General features: G+C 50.9%; 14 protein-coding genes. 6 read left to right on the top strand and 8 right to left on the bottom strand.

Annotation, left to right across the window (positions count from 1 at the left end; genetic code table 11):
• Positions 1–3 precede the first annotated feature (3 nt).
• The 7 genes from E7747_RS08380 to E7747_RS08410 all read right to left on the bottom strand — a co-directional run bounded on the left by E7747_RS08380 (position 4) and on the right by E7747_RS08410 (position 11,330).
• On the bottom strand, positions 4–1,335 hold the full coding sequence (locus tag E7747_RS08380) for an exo-beta-N-acetylmuramidase NamZ family protein (RefSeq protein ID WP_228449112.1): 1,332 nt from the start codon (positions 1,333–1,335) through the stop codon (positions 4–6).
• A gap of 118 nt (positions 1,336–1,453) precedes the next feature.
• Positions 1,454–2,743 carry an MFS transporter gene (locus E7747_RS08385; RefSeq protein WP_136415358.1) on the bottom strand — a complete coding sequence of 430 codons (1,290 nt, stop codon included), beginning with the start codon at positions 2,741–2,743 and terminating at the stop codon, positions 1,454–1,456.
• Between the two features lie 3 nt (positions 2,744–2,746).
• Positions 2,747–4,081, bottom strand: coding sequence for a SpoIID/LytB domain-containing protein (locus E7747_RS08390; RefSeq protein WP_136415359.1), 1,335 nt, complete (start codon positions 4,079–4,081; stop codon positions 2,747–2,749).
• Between the two features lie 35 nt (positions 4,082–4,116).
• Complete coding sequence (locus E7747_RS08395) at positions 4,117–5,085, bottom strand: DUF4922 domain-containing protein (RefSeq protein WP_168185286.1); 969 nt, start codon at positions 5,083–5,085, stop codon at positions 4,117–4,119.
• Positions 5,086–5,131: 46 nt separating this feature from the next.
• Entirely contained in the window at positions 5,132–6,472 is a 1,341-nt protein-coding gene (locus E7747_RS08400; RefSeq protein WP_136415363.1) for a glycosyltransferase family 2 protein, read from the bottom strand.
• Positions 6,473–6,502: 30 nt separating this feature from the next.
• Complete coding sequence (locus tag E7747_RS08405; RefSeq protein WP_136415365.1) at positions 6,503–9,421, bottom strand: golvesin C-terminal-like domain-containing protein; 2,919 nt, start codon at positions 9,419–9,421, stop codon at positions 6,503–6,505.
• 457 nt (positions 9,422–9,878) lie between these two features.
• Positions 9,879–11,330 (bottom strand): ATP-binding protein, encoded by a 1,452-nt coding sequence (locus E7747_RS08410; RefSeq protein ID WP_136415366.1) that lies wholly within the window; start codon positions 11,328–11,330, stop codon positions 9,879–9,881.
• Between the two features lie 190 nt (positions 11,331–11,520).
• On the opposite strand from E7747_RS08410, the gene E7747_RS08415 reads away from it, so the two are divergent.
• From E7747_RS08415 to E7747_RS08430, 4 genes are all read left to right on the top strand, one after another.
• The gene (locus E7747_RS08415) at positions 11,521–12,297 is read left to right on the top strand and encodes a ParA family protein (protein WP_123615116.1); all 777 of its coding nucleotides are present in this window, start codon (positions 11,521–11,523) and stop codon (positions 12,295–12,297) included.
• A gap of 28 nt (positions 12,298–12,325) precedes the next feature.
• Entirely contained in the window at positions 12,326–13,207 is an 882-nt protein-coding gene (locus tag E7747_RS08420) for a ParB/RepB/Spo0J family partition protein (protein ID WP_136415368.1), read from the top strand.
• Positions 13,208–13,280: 73 nt separating this feature from the next.
• Positions 13,281–14,186 (top strand): DUF5683 domain-containing protein, encoded by a 906-nt coding sequence (locus tag E7747_RS08425; RefSeq protein ID WP_175578480.1) that lies wholly within the window; start codon positions 13,281–13,283, stop codon positions 14,184–14,186.
• Between the two features lie 34 nt (positions 14,187–14,220).
• Positions 14,221–16,011, top strand: a complete 1,791-nt coding sequence (locus tag E7747_RS08430; RefSeq protein ID WP_136415370.1) for a lytic transglycosylase domain-containing protein — start codon at positions 14,221–14,223, stop codon at positions 16,009–16,011.
• Between the two features lie 475 nt (positions 16,012–16,486).
• Here E7747_RS08430 and E7747_RS08435 read toward each other — a convergent pair whose 3' ends face one another.
• Entirely contained in the window at positions 16,487–17,716 is a 1,230-nt protein-coding gene (locus tag E7747_RS08435) for an ISAs1 family transposase (RefSeq protein ID WP_228449113.1), read from the bottom strand.
• A gap of 532 nt (positions 17,717–18,248) precedes the next feature.
• Here E7747_RS08435 and E7747_RS08440 point away from each other — a divergent pair.
• On the top strand, positions 18,249–18,833 hold the full coding sequence (locus tag E7747_RS08440; RefSeq protein ID WP_123615196.1) for a DUF3575 domain-containing protein: 585 nt from the start codon (positions 18,249–18,251) through the stop codon (positions 18,831–18,833).
• A 39-nt stretch (positions 18,834–18,872) separates the two neighbouring features.
• The gene (locus tag E7747_RS08445; RefSeq protein ID WP_136415372.1) at positions 18,873–20,198 is read left to right on the top strand and encodes a DUF3868 domain-containing protein; all 1,326 of its coding nucleotides are present in this window, start codon (positions 18,873–18,875) and stop codon (positions 20,196–20,198) included.
• Positions 20,199–20,266: the final 68 nt, after the last annotated feature.

A 20,266-nucleotide genomic window follows, 5' to 3' on the forward strand; every position in this document is an offset into this window, starting at 1 on the left:
AGGTTACCGGTAGAGGTAGTAGATTTCACTTCTGCTCTTGAAACTGTCGATATCCTTGTTCCAGAACGGTGAGAGGTCGGCAACATTGTAGCTGCGGGTGAAAAGTTCCCGGACTTTTGGCGAACCGCACACTTTATCAAACATGTTGATACGCGACTGTGTGGCTTTGTCAAATGCCTTCTGATTAGGATACATTGCCGCAAGTTCCTGCATTATATAGAACTGTATGAGTGACAAAGGTGCTTTTTCCTTGTCGGTGACATAGATCTCAACACCGTTTAGATTTTCGCCTTTATATAAAGCATAAAACGGCTTGTAGTAGAGCGGGCGGAATTCTACTCCGGGGATATTGAGCGCTGTCAGTCTCTCGGAAAGGGTTTGAGCGTCGATCCACGGTGCGCCTGCGAGCTTGAACGGGAGTGTATAGCCAACGCCGATTGACACATAGTCAAGTTCGCCCATAATGCCTGTTGCCGGATAGAGAATCGATGTCGAAGGGTCAGGAATATGCGGTGACGGGAGCACCCAAGGCATACCAGTCTCGGCAAATGTCATCGAGCGATGCCATCCTTCCATCGGAATTACTTCAAGCTTGGCCTTCACACCGTTTTTCAGCAAGCCTTCGTCGTTGAGGAAACGGGCGAGTTCGCCGGGGGTAAGTCCGTAGATATAAGGTATTGGATATTGGCTAACGAATGAACGTGACGCAGGTTCGACTAGATTGCCTTCGACCTTGTTTCCGCCCAGTGGATTCGGACGGTCAAGAACCATGAATTCTTTCCCGTTTTCGGCAGCGGCCTCCATCGCAAGGCCCATAGTCGAGATGAATGTGTAGCTTCGTGTGCCTATGTCCTGAATGTCATAGACAAGCACATCCACATTTTTTAGCATTTCGGCTGTCGGTTTCCTCGTTTTACCGTGGAGGGAGAATACCTGTACTCCTGTTTTCGCATCTGTCTCATTGGCAACCGATGCCCCTGCCACATAGTTGCCTCTGACTCCGTGTTCGGGTGCGAAAAGCGCCGTAAGTTTTACTTCAGGAGCTTCAGCAAGAATGTCGATGGTAGACTTGAGTTTATTGTCGATTCCTGTCGGATTGGTTATAAGGCCGACACGTTTGCCTTTAAGAGCTTCGAATCCGCTTTGACGCAGCACTTCGATGCCCGGACGGACGGCCTCATTGTCCGCAAGTCGGGTTTTGGATGTGAAATTGCGGTTGTCACTGGCTGTCGCTACGTTATCACCGCTTATTTCAGTTGTGTTGTTCCCGCAGCTTATGGCTGCGAGCGAGAGTAGTATGGCTGAAAACAGAGTTGTCATTTTTATTTTTTGCATGGCCGGAAAGAGAGTGGCAGGGGTTAGAAATTTCAGAATTATATAGTCTGAATTAGACAGTATTTGATATTAGTAACAAATCAAGAGAGTATAATTCCTGTTGATGGCTGTTCCCAAGTTACACTTTCTTTCCGAATTCGGGGTTGATTTTTATGAGATAAGTGACACCTATTGTGGCGATGCAGCATATCATTGTCCAGATAAAGAAATTCTGATAGCCTATTGTTTCCTGGATCCAGCCGGCTGCCATTCCCGGCAACATCATGCCGAGAGCCATGAATCCGGTGCAGATACTGTAGTGGGCCGTGCGGTGTCGTCCTTCGGAAAAATATATAAGATAGAGCATATAGGCGGTGAAACCGAATCCATAGCCGAACTGTTCGATAAACACGCAGACGTTCACTACTGTAAGTGACGGCTCATCGGCGAAACTGAGATAGACGAATGTCAGGCACGTTAGCGACATGCTCCATGCCATTGGACGCAGCCAGAATTTCAGCCCTCGACGGGCGGCAGTTATGCCGCCGATGATTCCACCTAATGTCAGGCCGATGATTCCGACCGTACCGTAGACGATGCCTACCTGACCGGTCGACAGGCCGAGTCCGCCTGCGGACGGAGGGTCGAGAAGGAATGGATTGATGAGCTTCACCAGCTGGGCCTCTGGAAGACGGTAGAGCAACATGAATACTATTGCAACTCCGACCTGCTTTTTGCGGAAAAATTCCGCAAAAACAGTTATGAATTCACGCCATACGTCGTTTGCTATAGCGAGCTGGCGTGAGGATGTTTGTTCGACTTTAGGAAGTATGCGGCTATGGTAGAGTGCGAAAGACAGGAACATGACAGACAGAATGCCGAACACTACCGACCATGCGAACGGAATGTCGCCGGATGAATCTTCGATCGCTCCGGCAAGAATCACAAGCAGTCCTTGGCCCGCGACTGTGGCAATACGGTAGAATGTCGAACGTATGCCGACATAGAGTGATTGCTGGTGTTCGGTCAGGGCGAGCATATAATAGCCGTCGGCTGCGATGTCGTGTGTGGCCGATGTGAAACCGACAAGCCAGAAGATCGCAAGTGTCAGAGAAAAGAAAAATGATGTCGGCAACGCGAATGCAATCCCTGCGAATGCTATTCCTATGAGCCACTGCATGGTTATTGTCCAGTGGCGTTTAGTGCTTATGATGTCGACAAATGGACTCCAGAACGGTTTTATCACCCAAGGCAGATAGAGCCAGCCTGTATAGAGTGCGATGTCGGTATTTGATAGTCCAAGCCGCTTATACATTATGACTGAAATTGTCATGACCGCGACATAAGGCAGCCCCTGTGCGAAATATAGTGTGGGAATCCAAGCCCACGGATTGCGGGCGGACGCAACTGTTTTTGAATCTGCTTTCATCGGCTAATAGAGTTTTGTGATTGAAGCGTCAGCATAATAATGACGTAATATTTCATCGTAGGAGTAGCCTCGTTCACCCATTATAGCGGCTCCTATCTGACAAAGACCCACGCCATGACCCCATCCGGCACCGTGGAGAGTGAAACCGGTGGGTATTCCGTCAGCATCAGGGCTGTGGGGCTCGACAGCAAATGCGGAACTGTAAAGGTGTGTGTCGGACAGTGCACGGCGTATCAGTAGTTCCTTACCGATTATAAGCTCACATTTTGAACCTACAATCTTTAATTCACGGATGCGTCCTGATGTCCCGCGAGAGAGTGGAACGAGCGCGAGTATAGCCCCGAAATCCGTGTTGAGCCGTGTGGCAAGCAGTGTGGAAATCTTTTCTTGAGTCAGTTCAACGGTCCATCGGTAGAAGTCGGGGGTTTCCATATCGTAACCGTTCATCACCTGTGAAAGCACCATTCTATCAGTCGTATTGCAAAATGCCTCAGGATTGTTTAAAATCCATTGACGGGCATTTTCTTCTTCGGTAAGGTCCGGGTAGTCGAATGTGTCGGCCGCATCACGTCCGGCTTTGAGATATGGCCGGGGATCATCGTCCCAGCATGTTTCAAATTGTTCGAAGACACCTCCGCAGCATTTTGAGAAGCGAGTGTCGCAAAGTTTCCCTTTGTGTGTCAGAACTTCGCCATAAGTATCGTTGACAGCACCGGCTGCAACCGAAGTCGATACGCGGTTTATGCCCTGATAGCGTTGGCAATGGTCATCAGCGCAGACATCGAAATTCCGATGGTCTTCCCTGTCCCAGTATTTTATCAGTGACGGCACGGCATTCATGGCTGTTGGTTTCAGGTTGTTTTCGCCCGGTTTGGCGGTAGTCTTGTCGTGTGACATCATTGATAGCACCCAGCTGCGTGAGATTACAGCATGGGCTTTGAGCAGCGAAAGCGATGAGGTGGATTTCATCTCGCTTGAAATGACGCTGACAAGATAGTCTTCGACATCGACGACGTTGATTGCCATGAGTTTTCCGTCTTGGACTATTATTCGCAGTGAGCCTCGAAAACGTTGATTTTCTTTACGCTGCCAGTGAAAATCTACTCCGATTGTCACTCCTTCAAGCTCGAATGTGTCACCTGTGTATGTATTCGGATGGAATTCAACGGATGTATATGTTTTGCCGTCAAGAGTAAAACTGATTCCCGAGTCATTTATTCTTGCTTCGTGAGAACCTTCGGTCAACACTCCGTCAGGACCTGAATAGAGACCGGTGAGTGTAAAACGTATGTATGGCGAGGAGAGTATGCCGACTCTCACCTGTGGTTGCTGGTTCATATTTTTATAATGACATTATTGTGGTAAGACTGTTGTCATGAATACCGCCCGTTTGCAAGACGGCTCACGACGAGGTTGAACTGCGTGTCGGAGATTCCAACTTCTTTGAGTATGCCATAGGCGGATTGTAGCGTGAGACGATCAAAATCTTCATGTCGCGAACAGATTATTGTTCCGAGCATCTCTACAGTGGCAGGACTTATTAGTAGTCTGTCTTTCTCCAAATAGTAGCAATCAGGACGGTGTTTGCTGCGGGGGATGACAATTGATCTTGTGATATTGCGCTCGGTATCATGTATCATCGCAAGATTGACATCCGGCTCCGGTAAATCGGGATTTATGGCTTTAAGTTCAGCCCATAAGAGTCGGAATACAGAGTGCAATTCTGGATTGCCGGTTGATTCGATTATAAAAAACGGGTATGGAGCGGTCTTTTCGTTATTTTTATATAGAGAAGCGTGATTCGAATATTTTATCTTATCGCCTAAGAGATCTTTGGATAATATATTCGGGACTGCCTCGGTTGATACGGCCTGAAAATGGAAATGGTCAGGAGCGGATGCTCCGCAACGTGCTCCGTTGTAGAAGATGCACATTCCTGACATCTCATACGCGAGTTGGGCCATATCAAGAATACGGCTGAATTCGGCATCAATACACTGCTCTTCGTGGCGCGTGGACGCTATGGTGAAATGTCTGTCGGCAAGCGGGTAGGGGTTTACGAGAATTTCGTATCTGCCGAGAAAACCGATTGACGTCTGGAGGTTCGGGCGATTGTCGCGGCATAGGAAACATGGCCGCGACGATATGCTTGACGGGTCTGTTTTGGCTGTTACAGATGCACGGCGGTGATTGACAAACATTTTGTCAATACGCCAAAGTGAACCATCACCCGACAATGTGAGACGGTGACCGTCAATGAAACTGTTTCTGATTCGGGCAAAATTATCGGCTGCCATCGGCCATTTTTCAAGCTCCTTGTCAAAGAACGTATCATTATTCATAACGCTCATGCTATTGTATGGTTATCGGCGATTATTATAGGTCACTCTAATTTCTGATTCTTGCCGCAAGTTCAAATGTGCGTATACTGTCTTTATAGAAATTATTTGCATTGATACGTTCCTGAGACAGCGCGTGGTCTGAATTTCCTTTCCATCGGCGGCACGAATAGAGCGATTCGTAGATTCGACCGATACGATATTTACGGTTTATGGCAAGTCCCATTGCATAATCTTCACCATAGCTGACATCTGGGAAATTGATTCTACGTGCGACAGGTGTGAAAAATGCGCGTGGAGCGCCAAGACCGTTTATGCGAAGTGCATTGTTAGGCCCGTTTTCATCCGTCCATTCGGCATGGTCGATGAGTCCGGGAGGCAGCGGATTGCCGTCAAAATCTGTCAGACTATATGACCCGATGACCATTGCACAGTTCTGTTCATAGAATTTGTCTACAATTAGTTGCAAGGTGTCAGGACGGTTATATATGTCATCGCTGTCGAGCTGAATAGCGAAACGGCCGCAGAAGTCGGAATGGATGCCGAGATTCCAGCAGCCGCCTATTCCCGGGGCTGCTCCTTCGCAGATTGTGGTATCAATGATTTTGAGCCGTGGTTCTGTAGTTGCCATTGCAGCGAGGATTTCAGATGTCCCGTCGGTACTGTGGTTGTCGATGACTATGACGTTGAAACTGAAGGATGTCTTCTGTGAAAGAGCGCTATTTACGGCATCCGCGATTGTAAGATGGCGGTTTCTTACAGGAATGATGACAGATGCTTCGACCGGGAAGCTATCTTTTTCGAAGTCAAGGGGCGTGTGACCTTTACTGGAGACCAATGCGTTTAGGGCACGCAAATGAGAGGTTACCGCCTGTTCCATTTCTATCTGGGAGGCACGGTTGCGTGGATCGACATAGCTGAACTGGCTTTCTTCGCCAGTCTTGTCGTCAGAACGAACGATTGGAGTCGCTGTATAGAGGTTTTCAGGGATATGTATGATTTCCCCAAGGCGCGAAAGACGAAGACGGAGGTCGTACCATCCGGCGGCATTGAAATTGTCGGTTATTTCGCTGACTGCCTGACGCAACATAGCGGGATTGACAGCCACGATGTGTCCGAAATCGAAATCGTCACGCAGAGATCCTGTCTGATATTTGATGAGACGGTTTGTATTGAAATTTGTGCCGTTTCCGTCAGGAGTGAAGAAATCGGAATAGACGATTGCTGCACACGTGTCATTAAGGATTTGCTCCATTCTGGCTCGTCCGGTGGCGGTGAAAGTGATTCGATGGTCTGTAAGTGCTATGATTACAGGCCGGTCGGCCGCGTTGTCGGCATGTAGGCGCATGGCCTCCGTTGAAAGACGCGGATATGTGGTCGGTTTTGACATTGCAGAGAAATGTGATAAATAATTGGACTATTAGGCGAGAGAATCCGGTTTGCGTTTGTCAACGGTCGATTTCCTCCGGCGTTTCTCGTTGAGTTTATCGTCTTCTTCCTCGGAGCGTTTTGCAGTCTCTCTCGGATTTAGATTACGTGAATAGGGATAAGGTGGCACAGTCGGCCGTGATTCCAGCCCGATTATGGTCTCAGGCAATACTTTGGGACGTGCACCGGGATGTACACCGTCAGGAGCGATGAAGAATTTTAAAATCTGTGCCATGAGGGCATCACGTTCGTATGAGCCAGTGATTGTCTCAAAGGGGAATCCGATGGTGACTGTGCGGTGTGTCCCCGGGTCATAGGCCACGCCTGCTATAAAGTCGTTTTCAGTGTAGCGGAGAATCGGGCCGGCGGTAGATGTATCCATCGGGGCGAATGATTCCGGCGATTCGACTGCATAGCATTCAGCGTTGAGCTGCTGATTGAAAGTCATTGAGAGCCATCCTCGGAATTCTCCGTAACGCGATCTGACTTCACGGACTTTTCCTGTGACAGTAGCCTTTGATTGTCTCCATTGCAGTCCGAGTACGGAGTGTCCGAACTGACTGTCTGCCACTCGCTCTTCGGGCGAGCTGTATGTATTGTCAAACAGGTTGCTTCCGATGTAGCTTCCGGATACGAATAGAGAGCCCCCTGCTTCACAGAAAGAGCTTAACCTGTCTTTCAATGCTGCGGTAAAAGGCTTGAATTTGCGTTCTTCGGAAGTTCCGACAGTGATTTCCTTTTGCTTTCCAAGGATCAGGTCGATAATCGGTGAGGCTTTGGCATTGCCGTCGATGAATGCGTCAACTCCGCACGAAATGAACGGGAAACCGGCTTTTCGAATCGACTGTCCGTGGACAAAAACGAAGTCAAACGTATTGCCTGCGAATACCTCTGTCTCATGTGTGGCGCGGCTTGAGCCGTGGCCCGGAGCGTCGTTTGTGACCCATTTTGCCTCTGGCCGGAATTCGGTCTGCTCCCCGGTGAAATGGATATCACCGTAATAGGGAACACCGTGATCCTCGGCGTAGTCGAAACCAATGCGTCCTTCGGCATAAATCTCGGCAGGACCTGATATACGGGTAAATCCGTTGATTATAAGTACCTGAGGCTTGTCAGAACCAGCAATGTCGCAGACTGAAAGTATTTCAGACGGGAAACTTATACCACCGTCGTTGGCTGCCACAATTTTGAAACTGTGGATTTGGTTGTCGGAAATACTTATGTTGATTGAAGGGTTATCGACAACTTCAAGTTCAGTGAAAGCACCGTTGTCGATTCGTTCATATACGATATAATATGTTGGTTTTGCTGTTGGTTCGAGAGGATCGTCGACACCTTTCCATGAAAGTGTATATCTCCCGTCTTTACCTGCGATTGAGAAATGGCTGACGGGCAGCGGTTCGACCACATACGGAATGCCGTCCTTTTCATGGAGATATTTCAATATCCCTTTGTATATCGCACGGCTGACCGTGAAACGGAATGTCGGGTCAAGACCATAACGCATATCTGCGAAATTCTGATGGCTGAGCAGTTCGATAAGCATCGATGGGACTTGAGGTTCCATCGCTTCGTGGTATGGTTTGTCGCGAAGTTTCCTGCGATTCCATGTCGGCTCATATAAAGTCTGGATGTCGTTGACCACCTGATTTGTTACAAGTTCGGCATAGCGTAAAGATGTAGTACGCGATTCGCCGTTGCCAAGTTTCGCCCCCTTGGAGTATACAATCGGAAGAGTGCCGATTGTCGCTCCCGGATCGGAAGTCGTGCCGGCATCGGTATGAAAGGCGAATGATAGGTCGATCGGTATTCCAAGACCCTTCTGTCCGGGAAGTTCCGACGAGCCTCCTGCAAGATAATTTACCCACATCCCACGGCTCTTATAGTCATCTTCATAATCATTTTTTCCGTCAGTGACGCTATAGACACTTGCCGGAATGCCGGCCCACTGCATCCAGTAGCGTGCACCTTCCGTGAATCGCGGATAAGTGCTGACAGTCGCTTCTCCTCCTGCTGCCGACCGGCTGACATTACCAATGCCACCGCCGATTTTTACAGCGTCGGCCGAGATTATCTGGTTGTCTTCCGATGATACGTTGAGAAGTTCGACGACAGGAGTCTTGCTTCGTCCTGCGGCAAAAGGAAATGATCCGAGATATATCCATGTACCGCCTCCGATACGCTGGTTTACCTCAAATTCCTTACTTCCGGCGAGAGAATTGACTATATAGCGGGCGTCTCGGGCACTGTTTGGGAGCGATGCGTAGCTGACATATACGGCATAGGTTCCCGCTTTCTTGAAATCGGCATACCAGCAGGCGGCGGATGCCTTGTCGGGATTGGTGACAGTCTGTATCTGACGGACAGAACCCATGCGGAATGGATTGTCTGTGTCTGTCAGTATTTCTTTTTTATATCCGAAACCTTTGAGGCCATCGGCTGTATGCCATTTCTTAGAACCATTTTTTTCTTCGTAGCCTTTTTGGGCATAGCCACCGTCGAAATCAACTATTATTTCCTGTATGCTCACATCGCGCTCTCGTGGCGTAAGCACGTAAGCGCCGGCATTTTCAAGCATAGGAATGAGGTAGGGGAGCACGTATGCCTGAGGATACAGATCTTCGACTGTACCCATAAGCCGTGCACGCTGCCATGTCCATCTGTCTTCTTTCTGGTCGAAGTATCGGCCGTGACTTTGCCACAATGCGATGTTCTTTCCGCTTAGTCCGCCGGGAGTGGCGGGTGCATCTATGCTGCGCACGAATGGTTCGCGCGCAGGTCTTGGAACAGCCGGAGTCGAGACCACCTTCGTTGTCTTGGCTCGTTTAGCCTTGCGTCCTTTAGGTGTTTTTGGAGCTGCATCCGCACACAGGGCGCATATTATCATGAGTATTGACAGTAGCTTTTTCATAATTAATGGCCTCCTGTCGTTTATAACATCTTAGAATGGATGCAAAAGTCCCCTATAAAGGTAAAAATCTGTCGATTTCAATAACTTTCGCTTTTCAAACGCAGATATTAAGTCTTTTTAATCATGGACAGGATGGGTTTATGGATGTAAAGATACGAAAAAAGCCGGAAAGTTGCACATCGTAAAAAAAATCGCATCCTCCGACTGTTTGAATTTCTTTCAGTATAATGATTGTAGGAATCAAGAGGCCGTTTTTGTGGGGAGTGACTGTTGACGCAATCACTCCCCTTTCAGATGGGTGAACACCTCCTTTCTGTGGCCTGAACAGTGAATATTGCTGACATCAGAAGGATTATAAGGGTGTCAGGATTCCTCCGGCCACACAATTTTTAGTTTGTTTGTTGGTTTAATGGTCGTTGTTTTTTTATATCGTGGTGATTATCTCAGAATACTTCGGTTATGTGTTGTGGATTGTGAGCACAAAAGAAGCTCCTGATGTTACGGTCGTGTCAAGTATAAGGTTCCCGTTGATTTTTTCGGCTCGCAAGGCACAGATGGGGAGGCCGAGGCGGTCGCCTTCGGCTATGTCGCATTGCGACGAGAATGCAGTGAACAGGGTGTCGCGGTCGGCTTCAGGTATGCCGGGCCCGGAATCGGTCACGATAAACTGGTTGACTTTCGCTCCGCGCTTTTTGTAGCTCAATGTAATTTTTCCTCCGTCTGGAGTATATTTTGCCGCATTTTCGAGCAGATGTGTGAGGATCTTGCCGACTTCCTGAGGATTGATGAGCGCATAGACTTTAGTGCCGTTGAGCGTGATTGTCACTCGCGGACGGACGAGCGGACGGACTTTTGCCACGATTGTCTCGCAGAAAGTGTCGAGGTTTGTCTCCTCAAGTCCAGCTGAAGCCGAGGTCTCGGCATTTTCGACATCGGATAATTCGCCTACACGTTTCACGTAGCCACGAAGATTCTGTACGGCCGGATCGGATTGGTCGAGACGTTCGAGCGTAGGTTCCATCTGCGATGACATGTTATGGAGTATAGCGCTCTTGGCTGCGCTCTGTGCGTTGGCGGTTTCGACAGACTTTTTCATGCGGCGGTTCTTTGCAAGGATGCGGAAATAGAAGAGTGCGCCTATGGCGAGAGCCGCAACTGCAATGACAAAGAGAGTGATAAATGTGACTATCCAGCCTGTTCGGGTGGCGATAGTATGGTCTTTCTCTGCGATTGTCTCCTGAGAGTCGGCATATTCTTTCTTGACTTTTCCAAGCTCGCTGTGTGCGGTGGTGGCTTCGATTGAATCAGACCACTGCATGTAGTTTTCATATGTATGCTCGACAAGTTCCGCATCGCCGGCCGATACGGCACGGTCGATTAGTGAGCGATAAGCCTTGTCGGCAGCCGTATAGTCCTTGGAATTGTCAAACTGTTTTATAAGCCGTGCAATGCAAAGGTCGCCTTTGGCGTTCTGGTCTGTCGAATAATAGTATTGCGCTTCATTGAAGAGCATATCGGTTGTGATTTCTTTCGTTCCCGCTTTTTTCGCGAAGTTGCCCATGCGCGAAAGGGATTTCAACGCCGAACCGTTGTTCTTTAGCTGACGGTAAGCCTCATAGCGAGCTTTTTCGGTGGTGTAGCGGACAGCTGGGAGCGAATCGGGCGCGATGCCGTTCTGTGCAAGGGCCTTGTCAAAATTGCCGAGCAGACGGAAAGCGCCGTCATAGTTATGTGCATTGACGCAGACTGCCGCAGCGGTTGCCGCTGACTGGGCTGCGGGCAGATATTGATGTGCTGCAATGCGCGAATTGTAAGCCTTGAGGTGAGCGTTGAGCTCGCTCTGGGTGTCGGCCAGAAGGCCGAGGGCTGATAGGGTGAGTGTCAGCGCCAGTGAAATCAATCGTCTCATAATAAATAGGTGTGAATTGTTATCGTGAATGTTTATTAATCTAACGTGTCACGGAGCTTTAATGTTTAGATGATGTTTATTAACAATCACCGCGAGTTTTCAACATTTTAACACGTTTTGAGGGTTGGGAGTGTGATTGTTAACAATATTATTTGTTACTTTGCATCAGAAAATTGATAATAAAGACCTTATGGGTAAAATCATTGCTATCGCCAATCAAAAGGGCGGTGTAGGAAAAACCACGACAACAATCAATCTCGCGGCATCTCTTGCTGCCGAAGGGAAAAAGACTCTGATCATTGATGCCGATCCTCAGGCAAACGCCACCTCGGGCTACGGCATCGATCCAAAATCAATGGCCTCGTCGATCTACGAATGCCTTGTCGACGATTATCCTGTGGCCGGTTCGCAGGTCAGCACTTGCTGCGAGGGACTCGACCTTGTCGGCTCGCGCATAGACCTCGCCGGTGCGGAAATCGAACTCATCAACAAGCCTTCGCGTGAAAATGTGCTTAAAAGAGCTGTTGGCGACGTGGCCGATATCTATGATTTCATACTGATTGACTGCTCTCCATCTCTCGGACTCATAACAGTCAATGCTCTGACTGCCGCCGACTCCGTGATTATCCCGGTTCAGGCCGAATATTTCGCGCTCGAAGGCATCACCAAACTTCTCAATACCATACGTATCATCAAGTCGAAACTCAATCCGGCGCTTGAAATCGAAGGATTCCTTCTGACCATGTACGACGCCCGTCTGCGTCTTGCCAATCAGATCTACGAGGAGCTGAAGGGACACTTCGGCCCGATGGTGTTCGACACGGTGATTCCGCGCAACATCCGTCTGAGCGAGGCTCCGAGCCACGGGCTGCCGGCTCTGCTCTACGATCCGATCTCGCGCGGGGCTACTTCTCATATTTCCCTCGCCCGAGAACTCATCTCGAAAAATCAGGCGAAAGCATCCTGACATAATCAACTAATCACATCTGAACAAAATGCTGCCAAAACGTCCGGCTCTCGGCCGCGGGCTTGATTCGCTCATCGCGATGGACGACGCTCCAGCCCGTGGCACATCGGCCATCAACGACATAGAGATTTCGCGAATCTCTCCCAATCCTGACCAGCCCCGAAGCCTCTTTGACGAAGAGTCGCTCGAAGAACTGTCGCGGTCCATACGTGAACTCGGCATCATCCAGCCGCTGTCATTGCGCAAGACCGGCCCGGATACATATCAGATTATCGCCGGCGAGCGCCGTTACCGTGCGGCCATCATGGCCGGGCTGACCACAGTTCCGGCCTATATCCGCACGGCCAACGATACGGAGCTTACCGAAATGGCGCTCATCGAGAACATCCAGCGCGAGGATCTCAACGCTATTGAAATTGCACTGACATTCAAGAAGCTTATCGAGCAATATGATCTTACGCAGGAGCGCCTGAGCGAACGCATCGGCAAGAAGCGCACAACAATCGCCAATTTCCTGCGTCTGCTCCGTCTGCCCGCAGAAGTTCAGTTAGGGCTGCGCGACAAGCGCATTGACATGGGCCATGCGCGCGCGCTGCTGAGCATCGACGATCCCAAACTTCAGCTGAGACTCTACGAGGAAATCCTCAGACACGGGCTTTCGGTGCGCAAGGTCGAGGAGCTTGCCAAGAAATATCAGCAGGCCGCCCTCGAAGGCAAGACTCCGGCCGATGAGAGCAAAAGACTTTCTAACAATGATTATGATATTTTAAAAAATCATCTTTCACAGCGCTTCAGCACCCCTGTAAAGCTAACATGCGATGCTTCCGGCAAGGGTAAAATCTCATTTTCTTTCCGCGACGAGGCGGAACTTGAAAGATTAATTGCTATCTTTGACACTGCAAAACAGTGAACGGCCGGACCTGTTTATTCCTCCGGTCTTTGCGGGTTTGTATAATGGTTTGTAAGCCAGTTGAATAACTAAGATGCAATCAGCAGCGGAAAAAGATCATAACCACATAGGGCCTCTGTTTGGTGTGCTTGTCGGCATGATGATGATCGTGCTGACATGTCCTTTTAACATTTTTTCTGAAACTCCGCCGCCGGCAGCTCCAGTTGCGGCGATTGACAGCGCCGGCCGCAATCTGCCGGTGCGCCCAAACAGACCGGTGCGTCCCAAGAAGCGCCCGACATCGCCCATCACCGTCATGCCCGACAGCATTCCCATCGGACGGCCTCTGACAGAGCCTTCGGTTGTCGTTGTCGACAGTCTTTCGGTTCATGGCGATTCGGTCTCCGTAGTCCCTGTCGACTCTGCCGCCGTGGTCAACGCACCGCTCCCCAATCCAAATGATTCCGTGGCCGGCCTCTATGTCGAAAAGACTTTCACCTTTGTCCCCAATCCGACAAAAGCCGTGTGGATGTCGGCTCTCTTCCCGGGGCTCGGACAGCTCTACAACCGGCGCTACTGGAAACTGCCGATCGTAGTCGGTGCATACATGGGACTTGGCTATGCCACAAACTGGAACAACACCATGCTGCGCGACTACACACGCGCCTATTCCGACATAATGGACAGCGACCCCAATACAAACAGCTACATGGATTTCTTCGCACCGACAGTCAATGAGGCCGATCTCGACAAATCGTGGCTCACTGACCTGTTGCGCCGCCGTAAGAACATGTACCGTCGCAACCGCGACCTATGTATAATATGTATGGTCGGTGTCTATGCGATCGCCATGATCGATGCCTATGTCGATGCCCAGCTTGCCCATTTCGACATTTCGCCTGACCTTAGTGTCGACATCGCGCCGACGCTTCTTCCCGGCGACACTTCGGGGCGGTTCACGCTGCCGAGCGTGGGATTCTACTGGGCGCTCAATTTCTGAACTCTCATCAACTCTCCAATCAAAATACCGTCACATGAAAAAATCAATCCTTGCCACATTGCTTGCTCTTGGGCTTTCGGCCTCGATGACGCTCAGTGCGCGGTCGATACTCGACATCAAGCAGTCAATAACCGACGACAATATAATCGCTCCCGAAAGCTTCGAGACACAGACTCGTCTGCTTGAAGAGAACTTCTATATAAAGAACTACGTAGTGCCGGGAATGGACCTCGGCGAGCCGCAGCCCGCATCTCCTGCTGAATACGAGGAGCGGCTCAAGGTGCTACCGACCGTAATCGAGATGCCCTACAATTCGCTTGTCGGCAATTTCATCAACATGTATCTGACCAAGAAGCGCACACTTGTGGCCGACATGCTCGCCCTCCACAGCTACTACGGTCCGATATTTGTCGAGGAGCTTATCAAGGAAGGGATGCCGACTGAGCTGCAATATCTCCCGGTGATCGAATCGGCCATCAATCCCAACGCGATTTCGCGTGCGGGCGCGGCCGGACTCTGGCAGTTCATGCCCGCCACCGCAAAGGGGCTTGGCATGGAGGTCAACTCGCTCGTCGACGAGCGCAGGGACGCACGTCTTTCCTCGCGCAACGCCGCCCGCTACCTGAAGCAGCTCTACGACATCTACAACGACTGGTCGCTTGCGATCGCCGCCTACAACTGCGGACCCGGCAATGTCAACAAGGCCATGCGCAGGGCAGGGGAGGGGAAGAAGGATTTCTGGGAAATCTACGAGTTTCTTCCGGCAGAGACCAGAGGCTATGTCCCCGTGTTTATCGCCGCCAACTATGTGATGAACTATTATGGCAAACACGGCATTACCCCGACCATCATCAAGCGCCATCTCACCACCGACACTGTCACTGTCGACAAATACATACACTTCAACCAGATTGCGGCTGTGCTCAACATCCCTGTCGATGAAATCCGCATGCTCAACCCGCAGTTCCTCAAGGACGTGATTCCCGGAGACTACCGGCCATACACGCTCACTCTGCCGACCCAGCAGTGTCTGAGCTACGTGATGAGCGAGAAGCGCATCGCCGACTACGATTCCGAGCTTTACGCCCGCCGCTCGCATGTCGAGCCGGGGGCGCAGCCCGCCGACCCTGTGCTGCCCGAGAGCGACCACGGCGCTGCCAACCTTGCCAGCGCGAGCCGCCAGAGCGTAAACGCCGAGACAAACAACGAGCTTGCACATACCGGCCTTGTCGAACAGATGACGGTCAGGACCCACGTCGTTGGCCGTGGCGAAAGCATCCGCGACATAGCCCGCAAATATGGAGTCTCAGCCACCGACATCAAGCGATGGAACCACCTCCGTCGCGGAAAAGTGCGCGAGGGCGACTCTTTGCGCATCGAGACTTTCGAACGCATGAATCCTGAAAACATCAAGGTCGTGGCCGCTGCGGAAGTCGCACAGGTCACTCCTCAGGAACTCCGCGAGGCCGGTGCTACCGAGCTTGTCGTTGCCGTAGCCAAGGCTTCGGGCCAGTCGTCAGCCTCGACACCGTCAACGTCCGGGCAGGATGCGGCCGCATCGCCGGCTTCCGCCGAGCCTGCCACTCCGGCCAAAACACCTGCCAAGACTACAGCAGCGCCTAAGAAAGCAGCCCCGGCGACTACTGTCTACAGAGTCCGCAAGGGCGACAACCTCGGCAAGATCGCCGCGCGCTACGGCACGACGGTCGCCGCCATTCAGGCTGCCAACGGCATGGGGTCGAAAACGGCCCTCCAGATAGGACAGAAGCTCAAGATTCCGCCGAAAAAGGCCAAGAAATCGACTTCTCGCCGCCGTCGTCGCTGACAGCGGTCTCGCCTTTTCCGGCGAAACATATCGCTCCGGCCATACCTGTTATATAATATGTGGCCGGAGCGATATGTTTTATCCCGTGTCGCGACCTTCGGCCGGACACGGGTGTCGCGGAAAACCGTTAACGATTTTTTGCAGACACTTCCTTGCGCACCTCGGAAATTATGCCTAACTTCGAGCCAAATTCGCCTTTAGCTTGTCAGGTCACTGTCTGAAACACACAATTCATGACACTATCTAAAGCACACGTATCCGAAATCGACCCCGACCAAAACGGTTTTTAGGGTAATTGCTATAGTCAAACACATTCTGACGGCGATTTTTCGCAGATTGTAGGGAAAACACACGGCTCTTTCATTTAAGACAAAAAATAGAGACATATCTTCCCTTACCCGGTTCATTTCGAATCGGGTAATTTTATTGATGTTGTATGTCAGGGATTTATCTTTTTGTCAAAATCTTAATTTTTTCATTTTTGGCACAGGAACCGCATGAGTTTAGTAAAGCTCATTGAGACATGCCTCATGAGCTCTGCCACTCCTTTTCTTTTGTCCGACCGCTTTTTGCGAAGCCCTTTCCATATTGAAAATACCGAGAGGACTATTCTCTGGATGGTGTCAAGATTGCGGGCAGCTTTAGACGACTTACGTTTGATCCTGTCTTGCAGGAGATTGACATCCAGCCCCCAGTGCATGCTCTCTATCGACCAGTGGTCTCGCACATATGCCCCGAGAGCGGGCGTGTCGGTTGGCAGACTGCTCACATACAGCCTTTTTTCGGAGGTATGCGCGCCTGTTGACTTCCTTACCGTGTCGGCTTCATATTCTATTATCGTCATATTGCCGCCCCATTTCTCCTTGTCTGCTATGACTTCAAGCCCGTCGTAGACACGATAAGTCCGGGTCTCGATTCTGCCGTGTCCGAGTTCCGGCCCTTCGGTATATGAATAGACGGGCGTGAGCCCCTCAAGTCTGTCTTCCACGCCGTAGCGCAGGGAGCGCTGGTTGGCCTTGAGTTCTATCAGGAAGTCACCGCCTTGCTCCCTGATTCTGTCGATTATCTCCTTCTGCATGGACATGGCGTCTGCGGTTACGATCTTTCCGGATATGTCGATTTTGTCAATCAGTACCGGGACTGCCTTTATCTCGTTGCTCTTTTCCTGACATGCTTCCGTTGCCACTGTAATGCCGGCATTGAAAGAATATGCCGACACAATATCCGGATTGCGCCCGTTTTCCTGAACGGTGCCACGCTCGGCCTTACCGTCCACACAGACTATTTCCCTGTCGCGGCACGCCTTAAGCAGCTCATTGCGGAAGCCCTCGGCGAACGCCTGCATCCTGTCGGCCATGGATAAATCGTCGACACCGTTCTCCACCCGACAAAGGGTAGCCTCCGAAGGGATTCCATTCTTCAGTAGACCCATTTTACGGAGTTTTTTGAGATTGTGTCTGCCGAACGCTATTATATCAGCACGTCCGACATACCCGCAGGTCCGTCCCAGTATCATCAGAATGATGATGTCACTGAGCCGGTGACGGATGTTTCCTTTATCACACCTACGGAAATCAGGGACTGACCAGGCAAAATTCATCAGGCGTTCCAGGATACTGCCCTGTGGTATGAATTTATTTAGTACTTTTGCGGCATGATTGGGCTTACGTGCCTCAATCGAATGTTTTTGGTCAAGCGGATCCATTTTTTGCGTAACTATTTGATTTTCACCTATAAAGTTACTAAAAATCTGCCGCTTGGCCAAATTTTATGAATGCTTATTTTATTAATAATCAGGGAAATAGTCACATCTATACACGCAGGATGCCCTCTATAAAATAGCACATTCATTGAGTGTGCAACGTATTCTTAAATGAAAGAGCCGTGGGGAAAACATGTTTTTTTTCTTAAAAAATTTGCTAAAAATTGGGGAAAGTCGTATATTTGTCACACCTAAACCGAAGAACTTTTATCATCCTGATTAACCTGACGTTGATCTTATTTTAAAAGAACCTGCTCTTCAAACCAATCTGCTTATAGTAACTGACCACCATAACTTATCACATTATGTCTTGTATTGACCATAGGTTATACACGCGCGTTCCGGCTCGCAGGGAGGTAAAAAATACCCCCCCCCGATTCGTGGCGTAAACGCCTGTGTGTCAGCGAATTGTGGCCGTCCGGCTATGCTCCGGAGCATATTGGGTGGACTCTACACGCTTATTCCAACACATTATATGAAGATTAAATTTCTCACGGCAGCGCTGCTGGGAGCCTTTTGTTGTATCCATACCTCAGCGCAGGACATCGCCGTAAAAACCAACCTTCTGTATGACGCTACCCTGACTATTAATGTCGGAGCGGAGATGCAGGTCGCCCCTAAATGGAGCGTCGACCTGTCGGGAAACTACAACCCGTGGACCCTCTCGGGAGGGAAGAAGTGGAAACACTGGATGATACAGCCCGAGGCGCGCTACTGGTTCTGTCAGCCTCTCGGCGGACACTTCGTCGGTCTCCACCTACTCGGCGGTGAATACAACATCGGCCACCTCGGCCACGGCTTCAAGTTTCTCAACAACGACGCCCACGCTCTCTCCGACCACCGCTATCAGGGTTGGTTTGCCGGCGCAGGCATAGCCTACGGCTACTCTTGGCTGCTCGGAAAACACTGGAACCTCGAAGCCGAAATCGGCATCGGATGGGCCTACACCCGCTACGACACCTTCGAGTGCAAGGGATGTGGCCGCAAGGTCCGTGCCAACAAGGCCCACAACTACGTCGGCCCGACTAAAGCCGCCCTCAACCTCGTATATGTATTTTAAAAGCTAACCGTCAACCCCCATAACCAATACGAAAAGTATATGAGAACCATTCATACACTCCTCATGGCAATGGCAACCGTCAGCGCCACCGCAGCCACCCAGTCGGTGACGGTCAGCGATGTAAACGTCGAACGCTCCGCAAGCTCCCTCGTCGTCACCATGAACCTCGACGCAACCGCAATGAAGCTCAAGAGCGACCGTGAGATAAAATACATCCCCGTGATCACCAACGGCACAGAGCGCCGCGAGCTCCCAGAGGTTATCATCGCAGGGCGTAACCGCTACATACAGAACCAGCGCCACGACACCCCCGAAGCGCCCGCCATTCTCTCGCGTGCCGGACACACCGTCAGCTATTCAACCATCATCCCCTACGAGCAGTGGATGGAAGAATCGCGCCTTGTGCTCGTAGAGGACGAATGCGACTGCGGTGTCCTCACCCTCTCGTCGGGCCAGACATCCGAACTCGCCTCGATCGACTTCGTTGAGCGCGTTTTCGCCCCGCAGTTCGTTATGGTCACCCCTCCCGCAGAGCTTGAGAAAACCCGCTCGGCAAAAGGCTCGGCCTATGTCGACTTCCCTGTCAACCGCACCGAAATCTCACCCACCTACCGCCGCAACCCCGAGGAGCTGGCCAAAATACGCTCGACAATCGATGTCGTAGCCAACGACCCCGACTCGCGCATAACCTCCGTCTCCATCGTCGGCTTCGCATCGCCCGAAGGCTCTTATGCCAACAACGAGCGCCTTGCCAAAGGCCGTTCGGCTTCGCTCGCCGAATACGTCCGCGGACTCTATTCGTTTGACGCCGACATGATGCACACCTCGTGGGTGGCCGAAAACTGGAAGGACTCCGCAACTACGTGGCGACATGCAGCCTCCCCGACACCACAGCCCTCCTCGCCGTCATCGACGACACATCTCTCGCTCCCGACGTGCGCGAATGGCGGCTCAAATCCAAGTTCCCGCAGGACTACGCATTCCTCCTCAAAAACGTATATCCCGGACTCCGACGTTCAGACTACACCGTCGACTACGTGGTCCGCTCCTTCGTCACAGTCGAAGAAATCCGTCAGGTCATGGCGACCGCACCCCAGAAGCTCAGCCTCAACGAAATCTATGTCGTGGCTAACTTTCTTGAGCCTGACTCCGACCCCTATCGCGAGGCGTTTGAGCTTGCTGTCCGTATGTATCCCGACGACCCCGTTGCAAATCTCAACATGGCTGCCATTGCACTCCGTCGCGACGAGCTCAATGCAGCAGCGGGCTATCTGGCAAAGGCCGGAAACTCCCCTCGTGCCACATATGCGCGTGGTGTCCTCGCTGCAAAGCAGGGCGACAATGCCACTGCCAACACCCTACTGAAGTCAGCTGCCGACGCAGGTATCGCCGAAGCAGCCGATGCCCTCGACCAGCTTCAGAAAATCAATAAG

It is taken from the genome of Duncaniella dubosii (assembly GCF_004803915.1).
Taxonomy (GTDB): domain Bacteria; phylum Bacteroidota; class Bacteroidia; order Bacteroidales; family Muribaculaceae; genus Duncaniella; species Duncaniella dubosii.